This window comes from Shinella zoogloeoides, from assembly GCF_003574625.1.
GTDB lineage: Bacteria > Pseudomonadota > Alphaproteobacteria > Rhizobiales > Rhizobiaceae > Shinella > Shinella zoogloeoides_A.
In genome coordinates, this window is record NZ_QNUJ01000001.1 from 45,677 (window position 1) to 63,806 (window position 18,130).

General features: G+C 66.1%; 18 protein-coding genes. 5 read left to right on the forward strand and 13 right to left on the reverse strand.

All coding sequences use genetic code 11. The features are described 5' to 3' along the window. Positions 1–102: 102 nt before the first annotated feature. The 9 genes from DSD28_RS00210 to DSD28_RS00250 all read right to left on the reverse strand — a co-directional run bounded on the left by DSD28_RS00210 (position 103) and on the right by DSD28_RS00250 (position 9,464). A complete protein-coding gene (locus DSD28_RS00210) occupies positions 103–1,191 on the reverse strand; it encodes a protein-glutamate methylesterase/protein-glutamine glutaminase (RefSeq protein ID WP_119254342.1) in 1,089 nt (362 codons plus the stop codon). Then, positions 1,191–2,042 carry a CheR family methyltransferase gene (locus DSD28_RS00215; RefSeq protein WP_119254343.1) on the reverse strand — a complete coding sequence of 284 codons (852 nt, stop codon included), beginning with the start codon at positions 2,040–2,042 and terminating at the stop codon, positions 1,191–1,193. The genes DSD28_RS00210 and DSD28_RS00215 overlap by 1 nt, the downstream gene beginning before the upstream one ends. Before the next feature lie 16 nt (positions 2,043–2,058). Then, positions 2,059–2,553, reverse strand: a complete 495-nt coding sequence (locus DSD28_RS00220) for a chemotaxis protein CheW (protein WP_119254344.1) — start codon at positions 2,551–2,553, stop codon at positions 2,059–2,061. 2 nt (positions 2,554–2,555) lie between these two features. Continuing rightward, the gene (locus DSD28_RS00225) at positions 2,556–4,361 is read right to left on the reverse strand and encodes a methyl-accepting chemotaxis protein (protein WP_119254345.1); all 1,806 of its coding nucleotides are present in this window, start codon (positions 4,359–4,361) and stop codon (positions 2,556–2,558) included. 184 nt (positions 4,362–4,545) lie between these two features. Next, positions 4,546–6,240, reverse strand: a complete 1,695-nt coding sequence (locus DSD28_RS00230; RefSeq protein WP_119254346.1) for a methyl-accepting chemotaxis protein — start codon at positions 6,238–6,240, stop codon at positions 4,546–4,548. Positions 6,241–6,257: 17 nt separating this feature from the next. After that, positions 6,258–6,776, reverse strand: a complete 519-nt coding sequence (locus DSD28_RS00235; protein ID WP_119254347.1) for a chemotaxis protein CheW — start codon at positions 6,774–6,776, stop codon at positions 6,258–6,260. Next, a complete protein-coding gene (locus DSD28_RS00240) occupies positions 6,773–8,773 on the reverse strand; it encodes a chemotaxis protein CheA (protein WP_119254348.1) in 2,001 nt (666 codons plus the stop codon). The genes DSD28_RS00235 and DSD28_RS00240 overlap by 4 nt, the downstream gene beginning before the upstream one ends. Then, positions 8,770–9,138 carry a response regulator gene (locus tag DSD28_RS00245; RefSeq protein WP_119254349.1) on the reverse strand — a complete coding sequence of 123 codons (369 nt, stop codon included), beginning with the start codon at positions 9,136–9,138 and terminating at the stop codon, positions 8,770–8,772. The genes DSD28_RS00240 and DSD28_RS00245 overlap by 4 nt, the downstream gene beginning before the upstream one ends. After that, complete coding sequence (locus DSD28_RS00250) at positions 9,138–9,464, reverse strand: STAS domain-containing protein (RefSeq protein WP_162911157.1); 327 nt, start codon at positions 9,462–9,464, stop codon at positions 9,138–9,140. The genes DSD28_RS00245 and DSD28_RS00250 overlap by 1 nt, the downstream gene beginning before the upstream one ends. Positions 9,465–9,828: 364 nt before the next feature. Between DSD28_RS00250 and DSD28_RS00255 the strand changes: the two genes are divergently transcribed. The 4 genes from DSD28_RS00255 to modC all read left to right on the forward strand — a co-directional run bounded on the left by DSD28_RS00255 (position 9,829) and on the right by modC (position 14,437). Further along, the gene (locus tag DSD28_RS00255; protein WP_119254351.1) at positions 9,829–11,553 is read left to right on the forward strand and encodes a type VII secretion target; all 1,725 of its coding nucleotides are present in this window, start codon (positions 9,829–9,831) and stop codon (positions 11,551–11,553) included. Positions 11,554–11,723: 170 nt separating this feature from the next. After that, on the forward strand, positions 11,724–12,497 hold the full coding sequence (modA, locus tag DSD28_RS00260; RefSeq protein ID WP_119254352.1) for a molybdate ABC transporter substrate-binding protein: 774 nt from the start codon (positions 11,724–11,726) through the stop codon (positions 12,495–12,497). Positions 12,498–12,665: 168 nt separating this feature from the next. Continuing rightward, positions 12,666–13,367 (forward strand): molybdate ABC transporter permease subunit, encoded by a 702-nt coding sequence (gene modB, locus DSD28_RS00265; protein WP_119254353.1) that lies wholly within the window; start codon positions 12,666–12,668, stop codon positions 13,365–13,367. Next, on the forward strand, positions 13,364–14,437 hold the full coding sequence (gene modC, locus DSD28_RS00270; protein ID WP_119254354.1) for a molybdenum ABC transporter ATP-binding protein: 1,074 nt from the start codon (positions 13,364–13,366) through the stop codon (positions 14,435–14,437). The genes modB and modC overlap by 4 nt, the downstream gene beginning before the upstream one ends. 2 nt (positions 14,438–14,439) lie before the next feature. On the opposite strand, the gene DSD28_RS00275 is transcribed toward modC, so the two are convergent. Beyond that, positions 14,440–14,799 (reverse strand): winged helix-turn-helix domain-containing protein, encoded by a 360-nt coding sequence (locus DSD28_RS00275; protein ID WP_119254355.1) that lies wholly within the window; start codon positions 14,797–14,799, stop codon positions 14,440–14,442. A 57-nt stretch (positions 14,800–14,856) separates the two neighbouring features. After that, entirely contained in the window at positions 14,857–16,194 is a 1,338-nt protein-coding gene (locus DSD28_RS00280; protein ID WP_119254356.1) for an aspartate aminotransferase family protein, read from the reverse strand. Positions 16,195–16,433: 239 nt separating this feature from the next. Here DSD28_RS00280 and DSD28_RS00285 point away from each other — a divergent pair, with 239 nt between their 5' ends. After that, positions 16,434–16,982, forward strand: a complete 549-nt coding sequence (locus DSD28_RS00285; RefSeq protein WP_119254357.1) for a cupin domain-containing protein — start codon at positions 16,434–16,436, stop codon at positions 16,980–16,982. Positions 16,983–17,027: 45 nt separating this feature from the next. On the opposite strand, the gene DSD28_RS00290 is transcribed toward DSD28_RS00285, so the two are convergent. Then, positions 17,028–17,210: a YegP family protein gene (locus DSD28_RS00290; RefSeq protein WP_119254358.1), complete on the reverse strand. Its 183-nt coding sequence runs from the start codon at positions 17,208–17,210 to the stop codon at positions 17,028–17,030. Positions 17,211–17,348: 138 nt separating this feature from the next. Further along, the gene (locus tag DSD28_RS00295) at positions 17,349–18,050 is read right to left on the reverse strand and encodes a hypothetical protein (protein WP_119254359.1); all 702 of its coding nucleotides are present in this window, start codon (positions 18,048–18,050) and stop codon (positions 17,349–17,351) included. Between the last annotated feature and the right edge of the window lie 80 nt (positions 18,051–18,130).

Sequence of the window (18,130 nt, forward strand, 5' to 3'; positions counted from 1 at the left end):
TTCTACGGATCGGTTCGTCGAGCCGGTCATCGCTCGGGCAGGCACCTTCGCATGGTGCTTCGCCACTTTCGCCCATCATGGTTAATGGTGGATGAAAATGCCCTATCTGCGCCGGTCCGCCGCGAGGATTTCGCGGGCGATCTGGTCGAGCGGCAGGATCCTGTCGACCCCGCCATGGGCGATGGCCTCCTTCGGCATGCCGAAGACGATGGAGGACGCCTCGTCCTGCGCCACCGTATAGGCGCCAGCCTGGTGCATCTCGGCCATGCCGCGCGCGCCGTCGTCGCCCATTCCGGTCATGATGACGCCCATGGCGTTGGCGCCCGCGGCGCGGGCCGCCGAGCGGAAGAGCACGTCAACGGATGGCCGGTGGCGGGAGACGAGAGGCCCCTCGCGCACCGCGACATGGTAGCGCGCGCCCTGCCGCTCCAGCATCAAGTGCCGGTCGCCGGGGGCGATCAGCACATGGCCGCGCAGCACGGGGTCGCCGTGCGCCGCTTCCTTGACCTCCACCTCGCAAAGGCTGTTCAGCCGCTTGGCGAAGGCGGCGGTGAATTTTTCCGGCATGTGCTGGACGATGACGATGCCCGGCGAATTGGCCGGCAACTGTTCGAGCAGCACGCGCAGCGCTTCCGTGCCGCCCGTCGAAGCGCCGATGCAGGCCACCATTTCTGTCGTCTTGGCCATGGCCCGACCGGAGGGGGGCGGCAGCACGGCATCGGCGGTGAGCTTGGCCGTGGGCCCGCTTGCCGCAGCGCTGCGCCGGTTCGCGCCGAGCCGGGCGACAGCCGCGCCCTTGACCGCCTCGCGGATGCGCGTGCCGGATTCGGCAAGATGGTCGGCTGCGCCGATCTTCGGCTTGAGGATGATGTCGACGGCGCCGGCTTCCAGCGCCTGCATCAGCGTCTCGGAGCCCTCTTCCGTCAGCGAGGAGCACATGACGACGGGGATCGGCCGCTGCGACATGATCTTGCGCAGGAAGGTGATGCCGTCCATGCGCGGCATTTCCACGTCGAGCGTGATGACGTCGGGCAGCTCCTCCTGGATCTTCTTTGCCGCCATGAAGGGATCGGAGGCCGCGCCCATCACCTCGATCTCGGGGTCCTCTTCCAGCACATGGGTCAGCGCCTGGCGCACGCTCGCCGAGTCGTCGATGATGAGAACGCGGATTTTCTTGGCCGGAAGGGGCATCAGATCTTCTTGAAAACCGTGTTGGCGACCTGGCGCACCGGCAGGGGAATGCCGGTGACCGTTTCGGAATGGCCCACATAGAGGAAACCGCCGGGGACAAGGCAATCGCAGAGCCGTGTCAGCACCTTCGCCTGTGTCGGCTTGTCGAAATAGATCAGCACGTTGCGGCAGAAGATCATGTGCATCGGCTCGCCTACCTTGTAGGCGCCGTCCATGAGGTTCATGCGGGCAAAGCCGATGGTCGAGCGAAGGCGGGGATGGATGCGCACCTCGCCGCGCGCGGCATCGCGCGAGATCATCACGTGGCGCCGCTGGAGTTCGGCCGGCACGGGCTGGACCATGTCGCGCGGATAGACGCCGCGGCGGGCGGCGGCCAGCACATCGGTCGAAAGGTCCGTCGCGAGAATCCGGTAGTCGATGCCGGATGTGGCATCGGCGAAATCCTGCATGACCATCGCCATCGTATAGGGCTCGGCGCCGATCGAGCAGGCGGCGCTCCACAGGCGCAGCCGCTTGTGCCCGGCCGCGACCAGTTCCGGCAGGCCGGTCCGCTCCATGAAGTCGAAATGCTTCGGCTCGCGGAAGAAGTCCGTCTTGTTGGTCGTCACCGCGTCGATCAGGAAGATCGCTTCCTTCTCGATGCCGTCATGCTTGAAGAGATAGTCGCAATAGGCGTTGAAGCTGGGGATGCCGGTGGCCCGCAGGCGTCGCCGCAGGCGGCCCTCCAGCATGGTCAGCTTGGTGATCGGCATCTTGATGCCGCTATAGTCGTAGATATATCGCGACAGGGCCTCGAAATTCCGGCTGCTCAAGCCGTCTTCGCCCGCCTGCGCCCGCAATGCTGCTCCCACACCCGTCTCCTCGAGATTACGCCGTCGCGGCGAGGCGGTTCGCCGTTCCCATCATCGCCACTTCCGCGCTGGAGAAGAGGCGGGCGAGATCGACGATGACGACGAAGCCGCCATCGCGGCGCACGACACCGGCAATGTAGTCGGAGGGCCAGCGCACGCCGATGTCCGGCGCACCCTCGATCTCCTCCGCGCGGAAGGGAATGACCTCGTAGACGCGGTCGGCGACGAGGCCGAGCGTCAGGGTCTTCTCGCCGATCGGCACGTCGAGCACGAGCGCGCGCGTGTGCGGCGTCCTCTCCGTCTTCGTCATGCCGAGACGGAGACGCAGATCGATGACCGGCACGCCCTGGCCGCGCACGTCCCGGAGCCCGAGCAGATAGTCCGGCCCATGCGGGATCCTGAAGGCTTCCTCATGATCGAGGATTTCCCGGACCACCGAGACGGGGACCGCGAAGACCTCATTGTCGAGGGAGAAGGTGACGTACTGGGATTCGGAGGACGTGCCGGCCATGATCAAGCGCTTTCCCTGAAATCTGCGTCGTCGGCATCCGGGCCGCCCATCGACATGTCGAGGGCAAAACCGCGGGCGCGGGCCTGCTGGGCATTGACGCTGTTGTCGGACTTGCGGGTGGGAGTGGCCGCGGTCTTGGCGGCCGGGCGTGCCGCTGCCGGCGCCGGGCGGCGCTGGGCGGAAGCCGGGACGCCCGCCGCGCGGTCGACGCGGAAGAAGGCGATGGAGGTCTGCAGCTCTTCGGCCTGGGCGGCGAGCTCCTCCGAAGTGCCGGACATCTCTTCCGACGCACCGGCATTCTGCTGCGTCACCTTGTCGAGCTGCTGGATCGCCTCGTTGATCTGCGAGGCGCCGATATCCTGCTCGCGGCAGGCGGCGGAGATCTCGGAGACCAGTTCGGCGGTCTTGCGGATATCGGGCACCAGCCGGTTCAGCATGTCGCCGGCTTCCGTTGCGACGGAGACGGTCTGGCCGGAGAGCGTGCTGATCTCGGCGGCGGCCGCCTGGCTGCGTTCGGCGAGCTTGCGCACTTCCGAGGCGACGACGGCAAAGCCCTTGCCGTGCTCGCCGGCACGGGCGGCTTCCACCGCGGCGTTGAGGGCGAGAAGGTCCGTCTGGCGGGCGATTTCCTGCACGATGGAGATCTTTTCCGCGATGGTGCGCATGGCGCCGACGGCGCGACCGACCGCTTCGCCGGAAGCTTCCGCGTCCTTGGCGGACTGGCGGGCGATCTTCTCGGTCTGGGCGGCGTTGTCGGCGTTCTGCTTGATGTTCGCGGCCATCTCCTCCATCGAGGCGGAGGCCTCTTCGGCGGAGGAGGCCTGCTCGGTCGCGCCCTGCGAGAGCTGCTCGGAGCTGGCCGAAAGCTCCTGGCTGCCCGAGGAGACGTTGTTGGCTGCCGAAAGGGCATCGGCGACGACGCCGCGCAGGCGCTCCACCATGCTTTCCAGCGAAATGCCCAGCGTATCCTTGTCGGAGAGGGCTTTCGGCGTCACGGTCAGGTCACCATTGGCGATCTGGTCGGCGATGGTGGCCGTGTTGCGCAGGTTGCCGGTCATCACGTTGATCGTGTCGACAAGGTCCTTGATCTCGTCATTGGTCCTGATCTCGACATTCTGGTCGAGGTCGCCGACCGCGACGGCTTCCGCGACGCTCCGGATCTTGCGCAGGCCGGTATTGATGCCGAGCGCGATCCAGAGGGCAGCGCCGACGGAAAGGACGAGGGCGGAGAGGGTCAGGATGACGAGCGTGTAGAACGCCGTCTCGTAGCCGGCATCGGCGACCGTGTCGGAATCCTTGATCGCCTGTTCGGTCAGGTTGGCGAGAGCGGCCGTCATGCCGTCCAGCTTGTCGGCGGCGACGGCGCCTTCCGTCTGATTGATCTCGAGCGCCATGTCGCGCTGGCCGGAGGCCATCAGCGAGACGATCCTGTCGTTGATGGCGAGATAGTCGTCCCAGAAGTCGCGGATTTCCTGCCACTTGGCCTTGAATTCGCCGGTCGCGTCGTTCTGGCCGTCGTTCAGCGCTTTTTCGAAGGCCTCCCGTTCGGCCGCGATGGTGGCTTTCGCCTTGTTCGTCCGATCGAGCGTCGTCGCGAGCAGAAGGTCGGCCTCGGCAAGGCCCAGTCCGTCGAAGGCGGCCGCGAGGTCGTTGGAATAGTCGTCCTGCTGAATCGGGCCTTCGATGAGGTCGTTGCGCAGGGTGTTCATTTCGCTGAGGCTGCGGATACCGATGCCGGCCGAAATACAAAGAAGGGCGATGAGGAAGCCGAAGGCGAGGCCCAGCTTCAGCTTGATGGTAAGGCGCATCCTGTTCTCCTTGCAGATGCCTGTTGAGGGCGGAGCGGCCGCAAAGCGGCGCTCCCATGCGTGAAGACCGATACACTCACCCTTCCGCGGGCCGCCGGGGCAGCCCTTTCGCCGGCGCTGACATGCGCCGATGTCGATTGCACGGCGCGCCCGTTGCCGGGCGCGCCGCCATCATTGGTTCCGATCAGGCGCTTTCCCTGAAATCCGCGTCGTCGGCATCCGGGCCGCCCATCGACATGTCGAGGGAAAAGCCGTTGCCGCGCGCCGCTTTGGCGCTCGCCGGCGCGGGGCGATGGGCAGGGCTCGCGGCCGGTCGCTTGGCGGCGGGAGCAGCCATCTTCGCAGCGGTCGCCCGCAGCCGGTCGGCATGGTTCGGTTCCTTGCGGGCACCGTCGACGCGGAAGAAGGCGATGGAGGTCTGCAGCTCTTCAGCCTGGGCGGCGAGCTCTTCCGAGGTGCCGGACATCTCTTCCGATGCGCCGGCATTCTGCTGCGTCACCTTGTCGAGCTGCTGGATCGCCTCATTGATCTGCGAGGCGCCGATATCCTGCTCGCGGCAGGCGGCGGAGATCTCGGAGACCAACTCGGCGGTCTTGCGGATATCGGGCACCAGCCGGTTCAGCATGTCGCCGGCTTCCGTCGCGACGGAGACGGTCTGGCCGGACAGCGTGCTGATCTCGGCGGCGGCCGCCTGGCTGCGTTCGGCGAGCTTGCGCACTTCCGAGGCGACGACGGCAAAGCCCTTGCCGTGCTCGCCGGCACGGGCGGCTTCCACCGCGGCGTTGAGGGCGAGAAGGTCCGTCTGGCGGGCGATTTCCTGCACGATGGAGATCTTTTCCGCGATGGTGCGCATGGCGCCGACGGCGCGACCGACCGCTTCGCCGGAAGCTTCCGCGTCCTTGGCGGACTGGCGGGCGATCTTCTCGGTCTGGGCGGCGTTGTCGGCGTTCTGCTTGATGTTCGCGGCCATTTCTTCCATCGAGGCCGAGGCCTCTTCGGCGGAGGAGGCCTGCTCGGTCGCGCCCTGCGAGAGCTGTTCGGAGCTGGAGGAGAGTTCCTGGCTGCCGGACGAGACGTTCTCGGAGGCGGAAAGCGCGTCTGCGACGACGCCGCGCAGGCGTTCGATCATCGTGTTGACATGGCCGAGCATGTCGCCGATCTCGTCCTTCGTGGTGATGTCGGCAAAGCGGGTGAGGTCGCCATCGGCGACGGCCTGCACGGCGCTCGCAGCGCGGCCGAGGCCGCGGTTGATCGACAGGACGATCCAGGTGGCTGCAAGCGCTGCGATCAGAACCGCGATGGCGGCGGCTGCGATCATGACCGTCCGCGTGCTTTCATATTGCGCCTGGGCGCCGAGTTCGGCTTCGTCCAGGCGGCTTTCCTCGAGCTTGACGACTTCGCCGAGCAGCTTGTCGATCTCGTTGGTCACGGCGCGCGCATCGGTGTTCGAGATGCGGGTCGCGCCGTCCATGTCGCCGGCGAGCGCCAGCGCCCGGATGCGATCGTCGTTGCGGCGGAAATCGGTGGTGAAGGCGGAGAGCTTGTCCCACATCACCTTGCCCTGTTCCGTCGCCTTGGCGAGGATCTGCCCGAAGGTCGCGTCGAATTCCTTGCGCGCCTCGTCGCTGAGACCGATATAGCGGTTCGTCTCGGTGGTGCTTGCGGAAGACAGCATGTTCTTCTGCTGGCGAATCTGCTGGAGTTGCAGGTTGTTCAGCGTCTGGGTGAGCTTCAGGCGCTCGGCCGGGCCGTTCAGCACGTCGCTGAGCGTCGTGTTGAGACCGCCGAGGCTCATGATGCCATAGCCCGCGGTGCCGAGAAGCACCGCGATCATGAAGCCGAATGTCAGGAACAGCTTGAGTTTTATGGTAAAGCGCATGGGTCTCTCCTGAGTGCCTAGTTCGGCGCTTGCGCGTTGCCGGTGCGTTCCTTCCGGGAGGAAAAGATCGCGTGCAGATTCGGGACGATGATGAATTCGCCGCCCCGCTTGACGAGGCAGTTGATGTAGTCGGCGCGCCAGCGCATGCCGACGCTCGGCGGCGGCTCGCTGGCGACCTTCGGAAGGGTCGTGACTTCGTTGACCTTGTCGGTGCGGATGCCGACCAGCGTCGGTTCGTCGTCGAGGTCGAGTTCGATGACGACGATGCGGCTGTCTATGGTGGTTTCCGTCGCGTCCATGCCGAAGGCGAGGCGGATGTCGGCGAGCGGGATCACCTTGCCGCGGAAGTTGATGACGCTGGACACGAAGGGCTTGCTGCCGGGAACGTGGGTCTCCGGCAGAAGGTCGAGGATTTCCTGCACGACGGTCGCCTCGATGGCGAAGGTCTCGCCGTTGAGGTTGAAGGTGAGGACGGAAAGGTCCTCCTCAACGCCCCAGATCGTGTCGTGGTCGAGTTTCCGTGCTGCTTCGCTCATCCTGCCGCCCGCATTTGCGCCTCCTGATGCTGTCCGGCCGCGACCAGATGGGTGACGTCGAGGATCAGCGCGACGCTGCCGTCCCCGAGGATGGTCGCGCCCGAGAAGGTGGCGACGTCATGGTGCAGCTTGGACATGGATTTGATGACCGTCTGGTGGTCGCCGATGATCTGGTCGACGACGAGGCCGACACGCTCGGAACCCGTCGAGATGACGACGACCTTCTGGTGCGGATCGGGCTGGGTGCCGGTGCGGAAGAGCTCGCGCAGGCGCAGGAACGGCACGAGGCTGTCGCGCAGCGAGATGAAGGAGCGCCCGCGCGAGCGCAGGTCGTCTTCGAGCGAGAGCTCCAGGCATTCCTCGACCGCCGAGAGCGGGATGACATAGCAGCCCTCTCCGACGCGTACCAGCAGGCCGTCGATGATGGCGAGCGTCAGCGGGATGCGCAGCGAGACTTCCGAGCCGTCGCCCGGCTTGCTGGTGATGTCGATCGCCCCGCGCAGCGCTTCCACCGTCTTCTTCACCACGTCCATGCCGACGCCGCGGCCGGAAAGGTTGGTGACTTGCTGGGCGGTGGAGAAGCCCGGCTGGAAGATGAGCTGCAGCAGTTCCGGGTCGGAGAGTGGCTGGCCCGGCTGGATCAGGCCGGAGGCCTCGGCCTTGGCGCGCACGCGCTCGCGGTTGATGCCGCGGCCGTCGTCCTTGATGGTGATGATGACCTCGCCGCCCGTCTGGTGGGCCGAGAGGAGGACCTTGCCCTTCGCGTCCTTGCCGGCGGCGATGCGCTCCTCGGGCTTTTCGAGGCCGTGGTCGATGGAGTTGCGCACGAGATGGACGAGCGGATCGGCGAGCCGGTCGATGACCGTCTTGTCGACCTCGGTGCTCTCGCCCTCGGTGATGAGCTCGATTTCCTTGCCGGTCTCGCGCGACAGGTCGTGCACGAGACGGCGGAAGCGGCTGAAGAGGCTGGCGACCGGCATCATGCGCAGCACCATCATCGTGTCGCGCAATTCGCCGGAAAGGCGCTCGATCTCTTCCGAGACGGACCGCAGGCCAAGGTCGGCCGCCGCGCCCGCAAGCTGGGTGAGGCGGGACTGGGCGATGACCAGCTCGCCGACACGGTCCATCATCTCGTCGAGCCGCTCGGCGGGAACGCGGACGTTCTCGGCGGCGGACTTCGCCTGCCTGGAATCGTTGGCAGCCTGCACGGCCGGCGCTTCGCGCTCCGTCACCACCACCGCCTTCGGCAGGGGGGCGGGCTCGGGTGTTGCGGCCGGAGGCTCGATGGCGATCTCGGTGATCTCCAGCTCCATATCGTCCATGACGAAGATGAAGACGTCCTCGATGTCGCTGCGCGGCTTCTCGGTCTTCAGCGTCACGTCCCAGGAAAGGTGGATGTCGCGCGGGTCGAGCTCGGCAAGCTCGGGCACCTTCGCCGCATCGGCGACGATCCGGCATTCGCCGAGGTCGCGCATCTCGTCGAGCAGGCCGAGCGGATTGGTGCCGTTCGCCATGGCGTTGACGGGCAGGCTGAAGCGGATGCGCCATTCGCGCATGCCGCCGGACGCTTCGGCCACCGGCGGAGTCGCGACGGTAACGCTTGCCGCGGGGGCGGGCGAGCCCGCGCCGTTGACGGCGCGGTGCAGGTTGTCGAGGAGGCTCGCGCTCATCACGTCATGGTCGCCGTTCGGCGTTTCGAGCAGGGCGCGCATGTGGTCCTGCGCGGAAAGGACCGCCGAGACCAGCTCGTGCGTTGCCGGCACGTCGCCCTTGCGCACGCGGTCGAAGGCGGTCTCGCAATGATGCGTGAAGGCGGCCAGCGCCTCGAAGCCGAACATCGCGCCCGACCCCTTCAATGTGTGCAGGCCCCGGAAGACCGCGTCGATCTGGTCGCGGTCGTCGAGGCTGCGGGTCAGGTCCAGAAGGCCGGACTCGATCTGTTCCAGCAGTTCGGCCGCTTCTGTCCGGAAGACTGAGATCGGGTCCGGGTTGCTCATTTTCCGAGGACCTTCCGAGCTATCTTGACGAGGCTTTCCGGATCGAACGGCTTGGTGAGCCAGCCGGTGGCGCCGGCGGCTTTGGCCTGCGCCTTCAGTTCGCCGTCGGATTCGGTGGTGAGGAAGATGACCGGCACGCCGGTATGCGCGGGCAGCTTGCGCAGCTCGCGGATCATCGTCAGGCCGTCCATGTTCGGCATGTTGAGGTCGGTGACCACGAGGTCGTATTCACCTTCCTTCAGCTTGTTGAGGCCGTCGAGCCCGTCGACCGCCTCGGTCACGGCATAGCCGGCATTGCTGAGGGTGACGCGTGTCGTCAGCCGGATGCTGGCGGAATCGTCCACGGTCAAGATTTTCGCGGTCATCAATTCTTCTCCTGATGCAGCCAGAAATGCGCGGCGTCCGACGTCATCTCGTCGAGAAAGCCGCCGCGCTTCAGCACGTCGTAAAGGTCCCCCGCCGCCGGCCGCGCAAGTAGAAGCCGGCCCGCACGGGACTCGGCATGCTTGCGCGCCGCCGTGACGAGCTGGACGAAGCTGAGGTCGACCTGCGCCTCCTCGTCGATATCAAGTATCGCCGCCGGATTATTGTTCAGATGGTCCAGGATAAGCTCCTGAACTGCCAATATGTTCTTGATGGTAAGCGTCGTCGGCAAGGTTAACGGCGCGTCACCGGGCAGGGTGGAGGACATGGAGGCCCCGATAAACGTTTCTGAAGGGAGTATTTCCCGCGCCAGAATTCCCAGATACGCTTAATGAACCGTAAAGCGCGGTTGCCAAATTCATCTAATGGTAGTCGAAAAGGGAAAAATACGCCGGCTCACCCTAAGGTAGTTTAGTGGTATAACTTGTTGAAAAATATAACGCATAAATATAATTAGACATTAGTGATATTATTTATAAATCCCTAATTCTTGGGATGGGTGCAGCCTCGGGTAGTGGCGCGAAAAACGGGCTTTTGGAGGCCGATTCTACTCCATGAGGATATGCGAATTTACTGCGCGTTACCTTGTTCGCCCTAGGGTCGGGCCAGATTTCTTGAAAGTGGGGTATGGCGTGTCAGGAACAGCGAGCGCAGTCCGCATTGAGCGGCAGACGGCCGAGGCGGAACTCGTCTTCCGTCTCGAGGGGGCCCGTTCCCGCATTGAACAGCGCTTCCTCGACGGGGGCGTCGTGCTGCTCGCCGTCCTCGACGTGCTCAACCGCCTGGTGGCGTCGCTGGAGAACCTGTCGCAATCGCTCGACGACGAGGCCGCCGAGGCGACGATCGGCCGGCTGGTCGCGACGGTCGACCAGCTCACCGCCCTACCGGCCATCGAGGAGACCCGTCAACAGCGCCTTGCCGGCGTCGCGGTGACGGAGAAGTCGCTCGGCACCCATATCGCGGACATGCAGGAGACGCTGCGTTACCTGCGCACCTTCGCCACCACCGCCAAGATCACCGGCGCCGCCATCCCGGACTTTTCGGGCTTCGCGGAAGAGATCCTCGAGCGCATCCATTTCGGCACGGGCGAGGTCAATGCGCTCGGCGCCCGGATCGGCACGCTCGGCGGCGTGATCGATGCCGCGTCCGCCGGGGGCGGGGAGGCGTTGGAGCGCTTCCGCCGCAGCGTGCCGGACATTGCCGGCAACCTCTCGCGCAACGCGGCGGACCTCACCGCCCAGCGCCGCCATCTCTCGCAGCTTGCTGGCAAGGTCGGTAGCTCCGCGCGCCTCGTGCAGACGAAGGTCGCGACAACGCTCTCCTCCATGCAGATCGGCGACATCACCCGCCAGCGCATCGAGCATTGCCAGTCCGCCTTCACCTTCCTGGAGGAATATCTCGCTTCCGCGGCGCTGGACGGCGAGGCGGCCAGCCGGCTCACGGCGCTGGTGCGTCACCTGGTGCGCGATCAGCTCGTCGAGATCGCCCGCGACTTCGAGCGCGAATGCCGGACCGTCGTCGGCACGATCCGCAGCTTCGGCGCGGATATCGATGCCCTGATGGCGCTCTACGGCGACATGGATGCCGGCGACGGCCATTCCGCCGACCGGGCCATGCGCATGCTGGAAGCCGATATCGATGCCGCGCGCGCCGTGGTGCGCGATATCGAGCAGGCGGCCGGCAAGGCCAATGCGCTCGGTTCGAGCACGGTCGAGACCGTTCGGGAACTGCTGAAGGGCGTGAGGACCATCCAGCTCGTTCGCACCGATATCCATTACATGGCGCTCAACACCAATCTGCGCTGCAGCAAGCTCGGCGAGGAGGGGCGCGCGATCAACGTGGTGACGGCGGAGCTGCGCAGCTTTTCCGCCCAGCTCGACGAGACCGCCGAGCGCATCCTCGCCGCCCTGCAATCGCTGGAGGACGATGCCGGCAAGCTCGGGGCGGCCGGCAATGCCGCCGATGGCTCCCTCGATGCCCGGCTTGAGGAAGTGCTGGACCATATCCGCCGCGCGGGCGACCGCATGGAGGAGGACATGTCGGCCCTGCGCGATTGCAGCGCCGACATCTCCGCCAAGGCCGGCCGCACCATCGCCGATCTCGACTTCAACGCCGAACTCGGCGACGTGCTCGCCGACTGCGCCGCGAGCATCGGCGACCTGATCGGCCCCGTCCTGCCGGACACCGCCGGCCTCGAGGAGGCGCTCGCCGACCTCGGCGGCCGGATCGCGCGGACCTACACGATGGTTTCCGAACGCGAGGTCCACGCCCGGGTCTTCGGCACGGTGGTGGAGATGCCCGCCGCACCCGCCGCCGCCCGGAGCGACGAGGACCTCTTCGACGACGCGCTGTTCTGAGCCCCTCGTTTCCGCATTATCGATACCCTGCGATCGGCCGGTCATTCCGGCCGTTTTGCCATAGGTTATTTCACTGTATTTTTGAAAATATAGCGCTGGCCAAGCCGGAAACATCGATATATCCAAGGGGATATGACGTTGCCGCAAGGGCAGGAAAAGGGAGAACAGGAATGAACCGTCGTCTGCTTCTGAAACTGGTCGTCGCCGCCTTCGCGGCCATGCCGCTCGCCCTGCCGGCCGCCGCCGCGGAGAAGGTCACCGTCTTCGCCGCCGCCAGCCTCAAGAACGCGCTCGATGCCGCCAATGCCGCCTGGCAGAAGGAAACCGGCAACGAGACGGCCGTCTCCTATGCCGCAAGCTCGGCGCTCGCCAAGCAGATCGAGGCGGCCGCGCCCGCCGATCTCTTCATCTCGGCAGACCTTGCCTGGATGGACTACGTCGCCGAGAAGAAGCTTATCAAGGACGACACCCGTTCCAACCTTCTCGGCAACCGTATCGTGCTCGTCGCGCCGAAGGACAATGCCTCGACCGTCGAGATCAAGGAAGGCTTCGACCTCGCCGGCCTCGTCGGCGACGGCAAGCTCGCCATGGGCGCGGTGGACAGCGTGCCGGCCGGCAAATACGGCAAGGCGGCGCTCGAAAAGCTCGGCGTCTGGTCCTCCGTCGAAGGCAAGGTGGCGGGCGCGGAAAGCGTGCGCGCCGCGCTCGCGCTCGTCTCGCGCGGCGAAGCGCCCTACGGCATCGTCTACGAGACGGATGCCGCCGCCGATCCGGGCGTCGCTGTCGTCGGCACCTTCCCGGAAGACAGCCATCCGCCGATCATCTATCCGGTCGCCATCCTCTCGGAATCGCAGAGCCCGGCCGCCGGCGCCTATCTCGATTTCCTGAAGTCCGACAAGGCCGCCCCCTTCTTCACCGAGCAGGGCTTCACCATCCTGAAATAGGACGAGTCTCAGGAAAGCCCCGGATGCCATGTCCGGGGCAGTTGTATTCGACGGGGAAAAGTTTTCCCGTGAAGATGCCCCTCACCCTAACCCTCTCCCCGCAAGCGGGGAGAAGGTGGCCGGCAGGCCGGATGAGGGCACACTACCCGGACGGCAATAGGAGACGGCGTGGACTGGTTTGCCTTGAGTGCCGAGGAATGGACGGCGATCCGGCTGAGCATCAGGGTCTCGACCGTCGCGGTCCTGGTCAGCCTGCCGCTCGGCATTCTCGTCGCGCTGGCGCTGGCGCGCGGCCGTTTCTGGGGCAAGTCGCTTCTGAACGGCGTCGTCCATCTGCCGCTGATCCTGCCGCCGGTCGTCACCGGCTTCATCCTGCTCATCCTGTTCGGCCGGCGCGGGCCCATCGGCTCGGTGCTCGCCGAATGGTTCGGCATCGTGCTCTCCTTCCGCTGGACCGGTGCGGCGCTTGCCTGCGGCGTCATGGGCTTTCCGCTCATGGTGCGCTCCATCCGCCTTTCCATCGAAGCGGTCGACCGCAAGCTGGAGGAGGCGGCCGGCACGCTCGGCGCCAGCCCCGCCTGGGTCTTCCTCACGGTGACCCTGCCGCTCATCCTGCCCGGCGTCATCGCCGGCATGATCCTCGCCTTCGCAAAGGCCATGGGCGAGTTCGGCGCGACCATCACCTTCGTATCCAACATTCCCGGCGAGACACAGACGCTCTCGGCCGCCATCTACACCTTCACCCAGGTGCCGGGCGGCGATGCCGGCGCCATGCGCCTCACCGTCGTCGCCATCGCCATTTCCATGGTCGCGCTACTCGCTTCTGAAATCCTCGCCCAGCGCCTCGGCCGCAAGGTAAACCTCGAATGAGCCTCGTCGTCGAAGCACGCCACCGGCTCGGCACCTTCGCCCTCGACGCCGCCTTCACCTCCGATGGCGGGGTCACGGCGCTCTTCGGCCGTTCCGGCTCGGGCAAGACCTCGCTCATCCGCATCATCGCCGGCCTGACGCGCCCGGCGGAAGGCGTCGTGCGCCTCGACGACGACGTGCTGGTCGATACGGCGCGCGGCGTCTTCGTGCCGCCCCATCGCCGCCGCTTCGGCTATGTCTTCCAAGAGGCGCGGCTCTTCCCGCACCTGACCGTCCGGCAGAACCTCAATTACGGCCGCTGGTTCTCGCCGAAGGGCACGCGCCCGGAAAGCCCGGATCGTGTCGTCGGCCTGCTCGGCATCGGCGACCTCCTCGACCGCCAGCCGGCCAACCTTTCAGGTGGCGAGAAGCAGCGCGTCGCCATCGGCCGCGCGCTGCTCGCTTCCCCGCGCCTCCTGCTGATGGACGAGCCGCTCGCCGCGCTCGACGAGGAGCGCAAGGCGGAGATCCTGCCCTATCTGGAGCGCCTGCGCGACGAGGCAGGCATTCCCATCGTCTATGTCAGCCATTCCGTCGCCGAGGTCGCGCGGCTTGCCGACCGGGTCGTGCTGATGACGGGCGGCCGTGTCGAGGCGGTCGGGCCGGCCTCCGACGTGCTCGGCGGCCCCCGCCTTGCCTCCGCCGCCGACCGCCGCGAGGCGGGCAGCGTGCTGTCCGGACATGTCGAGGCGCGCGATGCGGCGCATGGCCTTGCCACCATCCGCCTCGACGGCGGTGCGGCGATCCTTGTGCCCGGCGCTGCCGTTTCGCCCGGCGAGGCGGTGCGCCTGCGCATCCCGGCGCGCGACGTCATGGTGGCGACGGTGCGGCCGGAGGGCCTCTCCGCGCTCAACATTCTCGAAGGCACGGTGGAGACCATCGAGCCGGACGGCGAGGGCATGGCGAGCCTGCGCATCGCCTGCGGCGGCGATCACGTCCGCGCCCGCATCACGACGTTCTCCGTCGAACGGCTCGGCCTTGCGCCCGGCCTGCCGGTGCACGCCGTCATCAAGACGGTGGCGCTGGAATAGGATCAGTCCGCAAGGTTCGCGACCAGCCAGCCGATCTCCTCGGCAAGTGCCAAGCGCGCCTTTTCCTCCATGGCATGGTAATGCGCGATCAGCGCCTCGCCGAAGGGCGTCAGCACCGCGCCGCCGCCCTGCTTGCCGCCGCGTTGCGATTCCACCACCGGCTGGCGGAACAGCCGGTTCATCTCGTCGACCAGCAGCCAGGCCCGGCGATAGGACATGTCCATCGCCCGCCCGCCCGCCGAGATCGAGCCCGTTTCCCTTATGTGCGAGAGAAGCTCGATCTTGCCGCGGCCGATGCGCCCTTCCGGCTCGAGCTGGATCCGGAAGATGATCTTCGGTTCGGTCTTGGCGGCTGCTGACATGAAACTGGCCCGTATGGATACGGGCCAGTTATAACAGCGTTTTCCGCGGATTAAAGCTCAGGCTGCCCGCTTGAGGGCATCGCCGAGGATCGAGACGATGTCTTCGAAATGCTTCTTCTCGGCGATCAGCGGCGGCGAGAAGGCGATGATGTCGCCGGTGACGCGGATCAGCAGGCCCTTCTCGAAGCAGTCGACGAAGACGTCATAGGCGCGCGCGCCTGGTGCGCCGTCGCGAGGTGCCAGCTCGATGCCGGCGATGAGGCCGATGGTGCGGATGTCGATGACGTGCGGCAGGCCCTTCAGCGAATGCATCGCCGCATGCCACGCGTCCTGCAGCTCGGCACCGCGGGTGAAGAGGCCCTCGTCGCGGTAGATGTCGAGCGTCGCGATGCCCGCCGCGCAGGCCGCCGGATGGCCGGAATAGGTGTAGCCGTGGAAAAGCTCGATGGCGTTTTCCGGCCCATGCATCAGCGCGTCGTGCACCTTGCGGCTGGCGAAGACCGCGCCCATCGGGATCGCGCCGTTGGTAAGGCCCTTGGCGGTCGTCACGAGGTCCGGCGTCACGCCGAAATAGTCGGTGGCGAAGGCGGCGCCCAGGCGGCCGAAGCCGGTGATAACCTCGTCGAAGATCAAGAGGATGCCGTGCCTGTCGCAGATCGCGCGCAGCTTTTCGAGATAGCCCTTCGGCGGGATGAGGACGCCCGTGGAGCCGGCGACGGGCTCGACGATGCAGGCGGCGATGGTTTCCGCGCCGTGCAGGGCGACGAGCCGTTCGAGATCGTCAGCCAGTTCCGCGCCATGCTCCGGCTGGCCCTTCACATAGGCGTTCTTGGAGAGGTCATGCGTGTGGCGCAGGTGATCCGAGCCGGCAAGCTGCGGGAAGACGCGGCGATTGTTGACGATGCCGCCGACCGAGATGCCGCCGAAGCCGACGCCGTGATAGCCGCGCTCGCGGCCGATGAGGCGCGTGCGCGTGCCCTGGCCGATGGCGCGCTGGTAGGCGATGGCGATCTTCAGGGCCGTGTCGACCGATTCGGAGCCGGAGCCCGTGTAGAACACGCGGTCGAGCTTGGCGCCCTCGGGGCCGGGCGCGATTTCTGCGAGCCGCTCGGCGAAGTCGAAGGCGATCGGATGGCCCATCTGGAAGGACGGCGCGAAATCCATTTGCGTCAACTGGCGCTCGACGGCGGCGGCGATCTGCCGGCGGCCATGGCCGGCGTTGCAGCACCACAGGCCCGCGGTGCCGTCGAGGACCGTGCGGCCGTCGGTGCTGGTGTAATACATGCCCTCGGCGCTCGCGAGCAGGCGCGGCGCGGCCTTGAACTGGCGATTGGCGGTAAACGGCATCCAGTAGCTGTCGAGCACCGGTGCGTTGGGTTTGTTGTGAACGTTCATGGCAGATCTCCTCCCAAAGCAATTCCAGCAAAAGTGCGTAGCGGTTCTGCGTCCGGAATTGCGAAAAACGAAAAGGGTAGAGCGTTTTCGCGAGAAAGCGGAAATGCTCTGGCTGAGGGATTGACGCCATGATTTGCCATGCCGAACAAGTCCTTTTCTGGTTGACGTCAAGCGCTTGAAATTAAAAGATGGAGGAGCATCGGTTTTCGCTATTTCGAACATCTGAAACAGGAAGTGCCATGTCGGTCGATATCGGAGGCAGGCTGCGCCATCTGCGCATGGCCCACAATCTCTCCCAGCGGGAGCTCGCCAAGCGCGCCGGCGTCACCAATTCGACGATCTCGCTGATCGAATCGAATGCCTCGAACCCATCGGTCGGCGCCCTCAAGCGCATCCTCGACGGCATCCCGATCGGCCTTGCGGAATTCTTCGCCTTCGAGCCAGATCGCCCGCGAAAGGCGTTCTACCGGGCGGACGAGCTGACGGAGATCGGCAAGGGCGGCATTTCCTACCGCCAGATCGGCGACAACCTCTTCGGCCGCAGCCTGCAGATATTGAAGGAGTGCTACCAGTCCGGCGCCGATACCGGAAAGGTGCCATTGGTGCATGAGGGGGAGGAGGGCGGCATCGTGCTGTCCGGTCGCCTCGAAGTGACCGTCGACGACGAGCGCCGCATCCTCGGCCCGGGCGATGCCTACTATTTCGAAAGCCGCCGTCCGCACCGCTTCCGCTGCGTCGGCCCGGTGCCCTGCGAGGTCATCAGCGCCTGCACCCCGCCGACCTTCTGAAAGAAGAAAGCCCGCCGGAGGCGGGCTTTCGGGAAATGCGGCGGATCAGGCCTGAGTGTTGTCCTCGACCGGCGCATCGGGGCCGTTCTTCTTGATCGAATCGATGGCGTTCTGCGCGCTGGCCTTGCTGGAATAGCCTTCCGTCGAGAACATGATCTCGCTGTTGTACTTGAAGCGAACGCGGAATTCGCCGGCCTTGTCCTTGTAGATTTCAAACTTGTGCGCCATGGGCTTCCCTTTTCCCGGAATGTGAATCAGACGCGCTGAACGTGCCAGCGGCAACGGGCACTGACAAGAGCGCTGGTTGAAAAGTCCGCAGCAAATTGAAAGCGCCGGTTGGCGGGGCAGGCACGCTATTGACGAGTATCAGGGCCTGTGCGCCGGCTCGTCGTCCGCCGGGTGCCCGCCCATTCCAAGGCCGCCGCCCATGCCGCCTCCACCTCCCATACCCATGCCGCCGCCGCCACCGCCACCGCCGCTGCGCGCGCCTTCCTTGCCGCGCTCCGCCTTGCCCCGGCTGCTGCCGCCAGACGGGCGGGCCGGGCCTTGCCTCGGGATGGCAAGGTCCGCGGGAACCGGATCGAGATCGAGGGCGCCGCGAATGAAGGCGCGAAGGGAGACGACGAGATCATGGGTGTGCACCGGCCGGCCGGCGACCAGCTCCCGCACCGCCTTTTCCGCGAGCCGGACCTGCTCCTCGGTGCCGAGCAGCATGATGTCGGAAAGCGCCGCCTCCACATCGTCCCGGATGCGGCGGCTGCGCTCGGAGCTGGCAGAAAGATCGACGTCGCCTTCGACCGTTGCCTGCGGCTCCGCCCTCTGGCGCAGGTCGCGCAAATGGGTGGGATCGACCGCGAGATTGCCGGTGAAGGAGCCGCCGAGCGTCTTGTAGGCCGCGATCAGGGTGCGCAGGCGCTCGTTGATCTGCCGGTTCGCGCGCTCCCGCCGCTGCTGGATCGTCACCATCATGACAAGGCGGATGCCGATGCTGATGAGCGTGAACAGCGCCAGGCCGATCAGCGTGACGAGAAGGCTGTGCCAGGAAGTGAAATCGAGATTGCGCAGCACGTTGCAGGAATCCTTGAAATGGGGACGGACGGGCCGAATCTGTCCTGCCGCCGAGGATTGCGCAATGCCGGCATCGAAAA

Bases quoted from the DNA above. Each gene is read 5' to 3' on its own strand.
- DSD28_RS00220 (WP_119254344.1), bottom strand. From the start codon at position 2,553: ATGGCCGGCACGTCCTCCGAATCCCAGTACGTCACCTTCTCCCTCGAC.
- DSD28_RS00225 (WP_119254345.1), bottom strand. From the start codon at position 4,361: ATGCGCCTTACCATCAAGCTGAAGCTGGGCCTCGCCTTCGGCTTCCTC.
- DSD28_RS00230 (WP_119254346.1), bottom strand. From the start codon at position 6,240: ATGCGCTTTACCATAAAACTCAAGCTGTTCCTGACATTCGGCTTCATG.
- DSD28_RS00290 (WP_119254358.1), bottom strand. From the start codon at position 17,210: ATGGCGCACAAGTTTGAAATCTACAAGGACAAGGCCGGCGAATTCCGC.
- DSD28_RS00240 (WP_119254348.1), bottom strand. From the start codon at position 8,773: ATGAGCAACCCGGACCCGATCTCAGTCTTCCGGACAGAAGCGGCCGAA.
- DSD28_RS00210 (WP_119254342.1), bottom strand. From the start codon at position 1,191: ATGCCCCTTCCGGCCAAGAAAATCCGCGTTCTCATCATCGACGACTCG.
- DSD28_RS00250 (WP_162911157.1), bottom strand. From the start codon at position 9,464: ATGTCCTCCACCCTGCCCGGTGACGCGCCGTTAACCTTGCCGACGACG.
- modC (WP_119254354.1), top strand. From the start codon at position 13,364: ATGAGCCTCGTCGTCGAAGCACGCCACCGGCTCGGCACCTTCGCCCTC.
- DSD28_RS00285 (WP_119254357.1), top strand. From the start codon at position 16,434: ATGTCGGTCGATATCGGAGGCAGGCTGCGCCATCTGCGCATGGCCCAC.
- DSD28_RS00235 (WP_119254347.1), bottom strand. From the start codon at position 6,776: ATGAGCGAAGCAGCACGGAAACTCGACCACGACACGATCTGGGGCGTT.
- modA (WP_119254352.1), top strand. From the start codon at position 11,724: ATGAACCGTCGTCTGCTTCTGAAACTGGTCGTCGCCGCCTTCGCGGCC.
- DSD28_RS00245 (WP_119254349.1), bottom strand. From the start codon at position 9,138: ATGACCGCGAAAATCTTGACCGTGGACGATTCCGCCAGCATCCGGCTG.
- DSD28_RS00275 (WP_119254355.1), bottom strand. From the start codon at position 14,799: ATGTCAGCAGCCGCCAAGACCGAACCGAAGATCATCTTCCGGATCCAG.
- DSD28_RS00280 (WP_119254356.1), bottom strand. From the start codon at position 16,194: ATGAACGTTCACAACAAACCCAACGCACCGGTGCTCGACAGCTACTGG.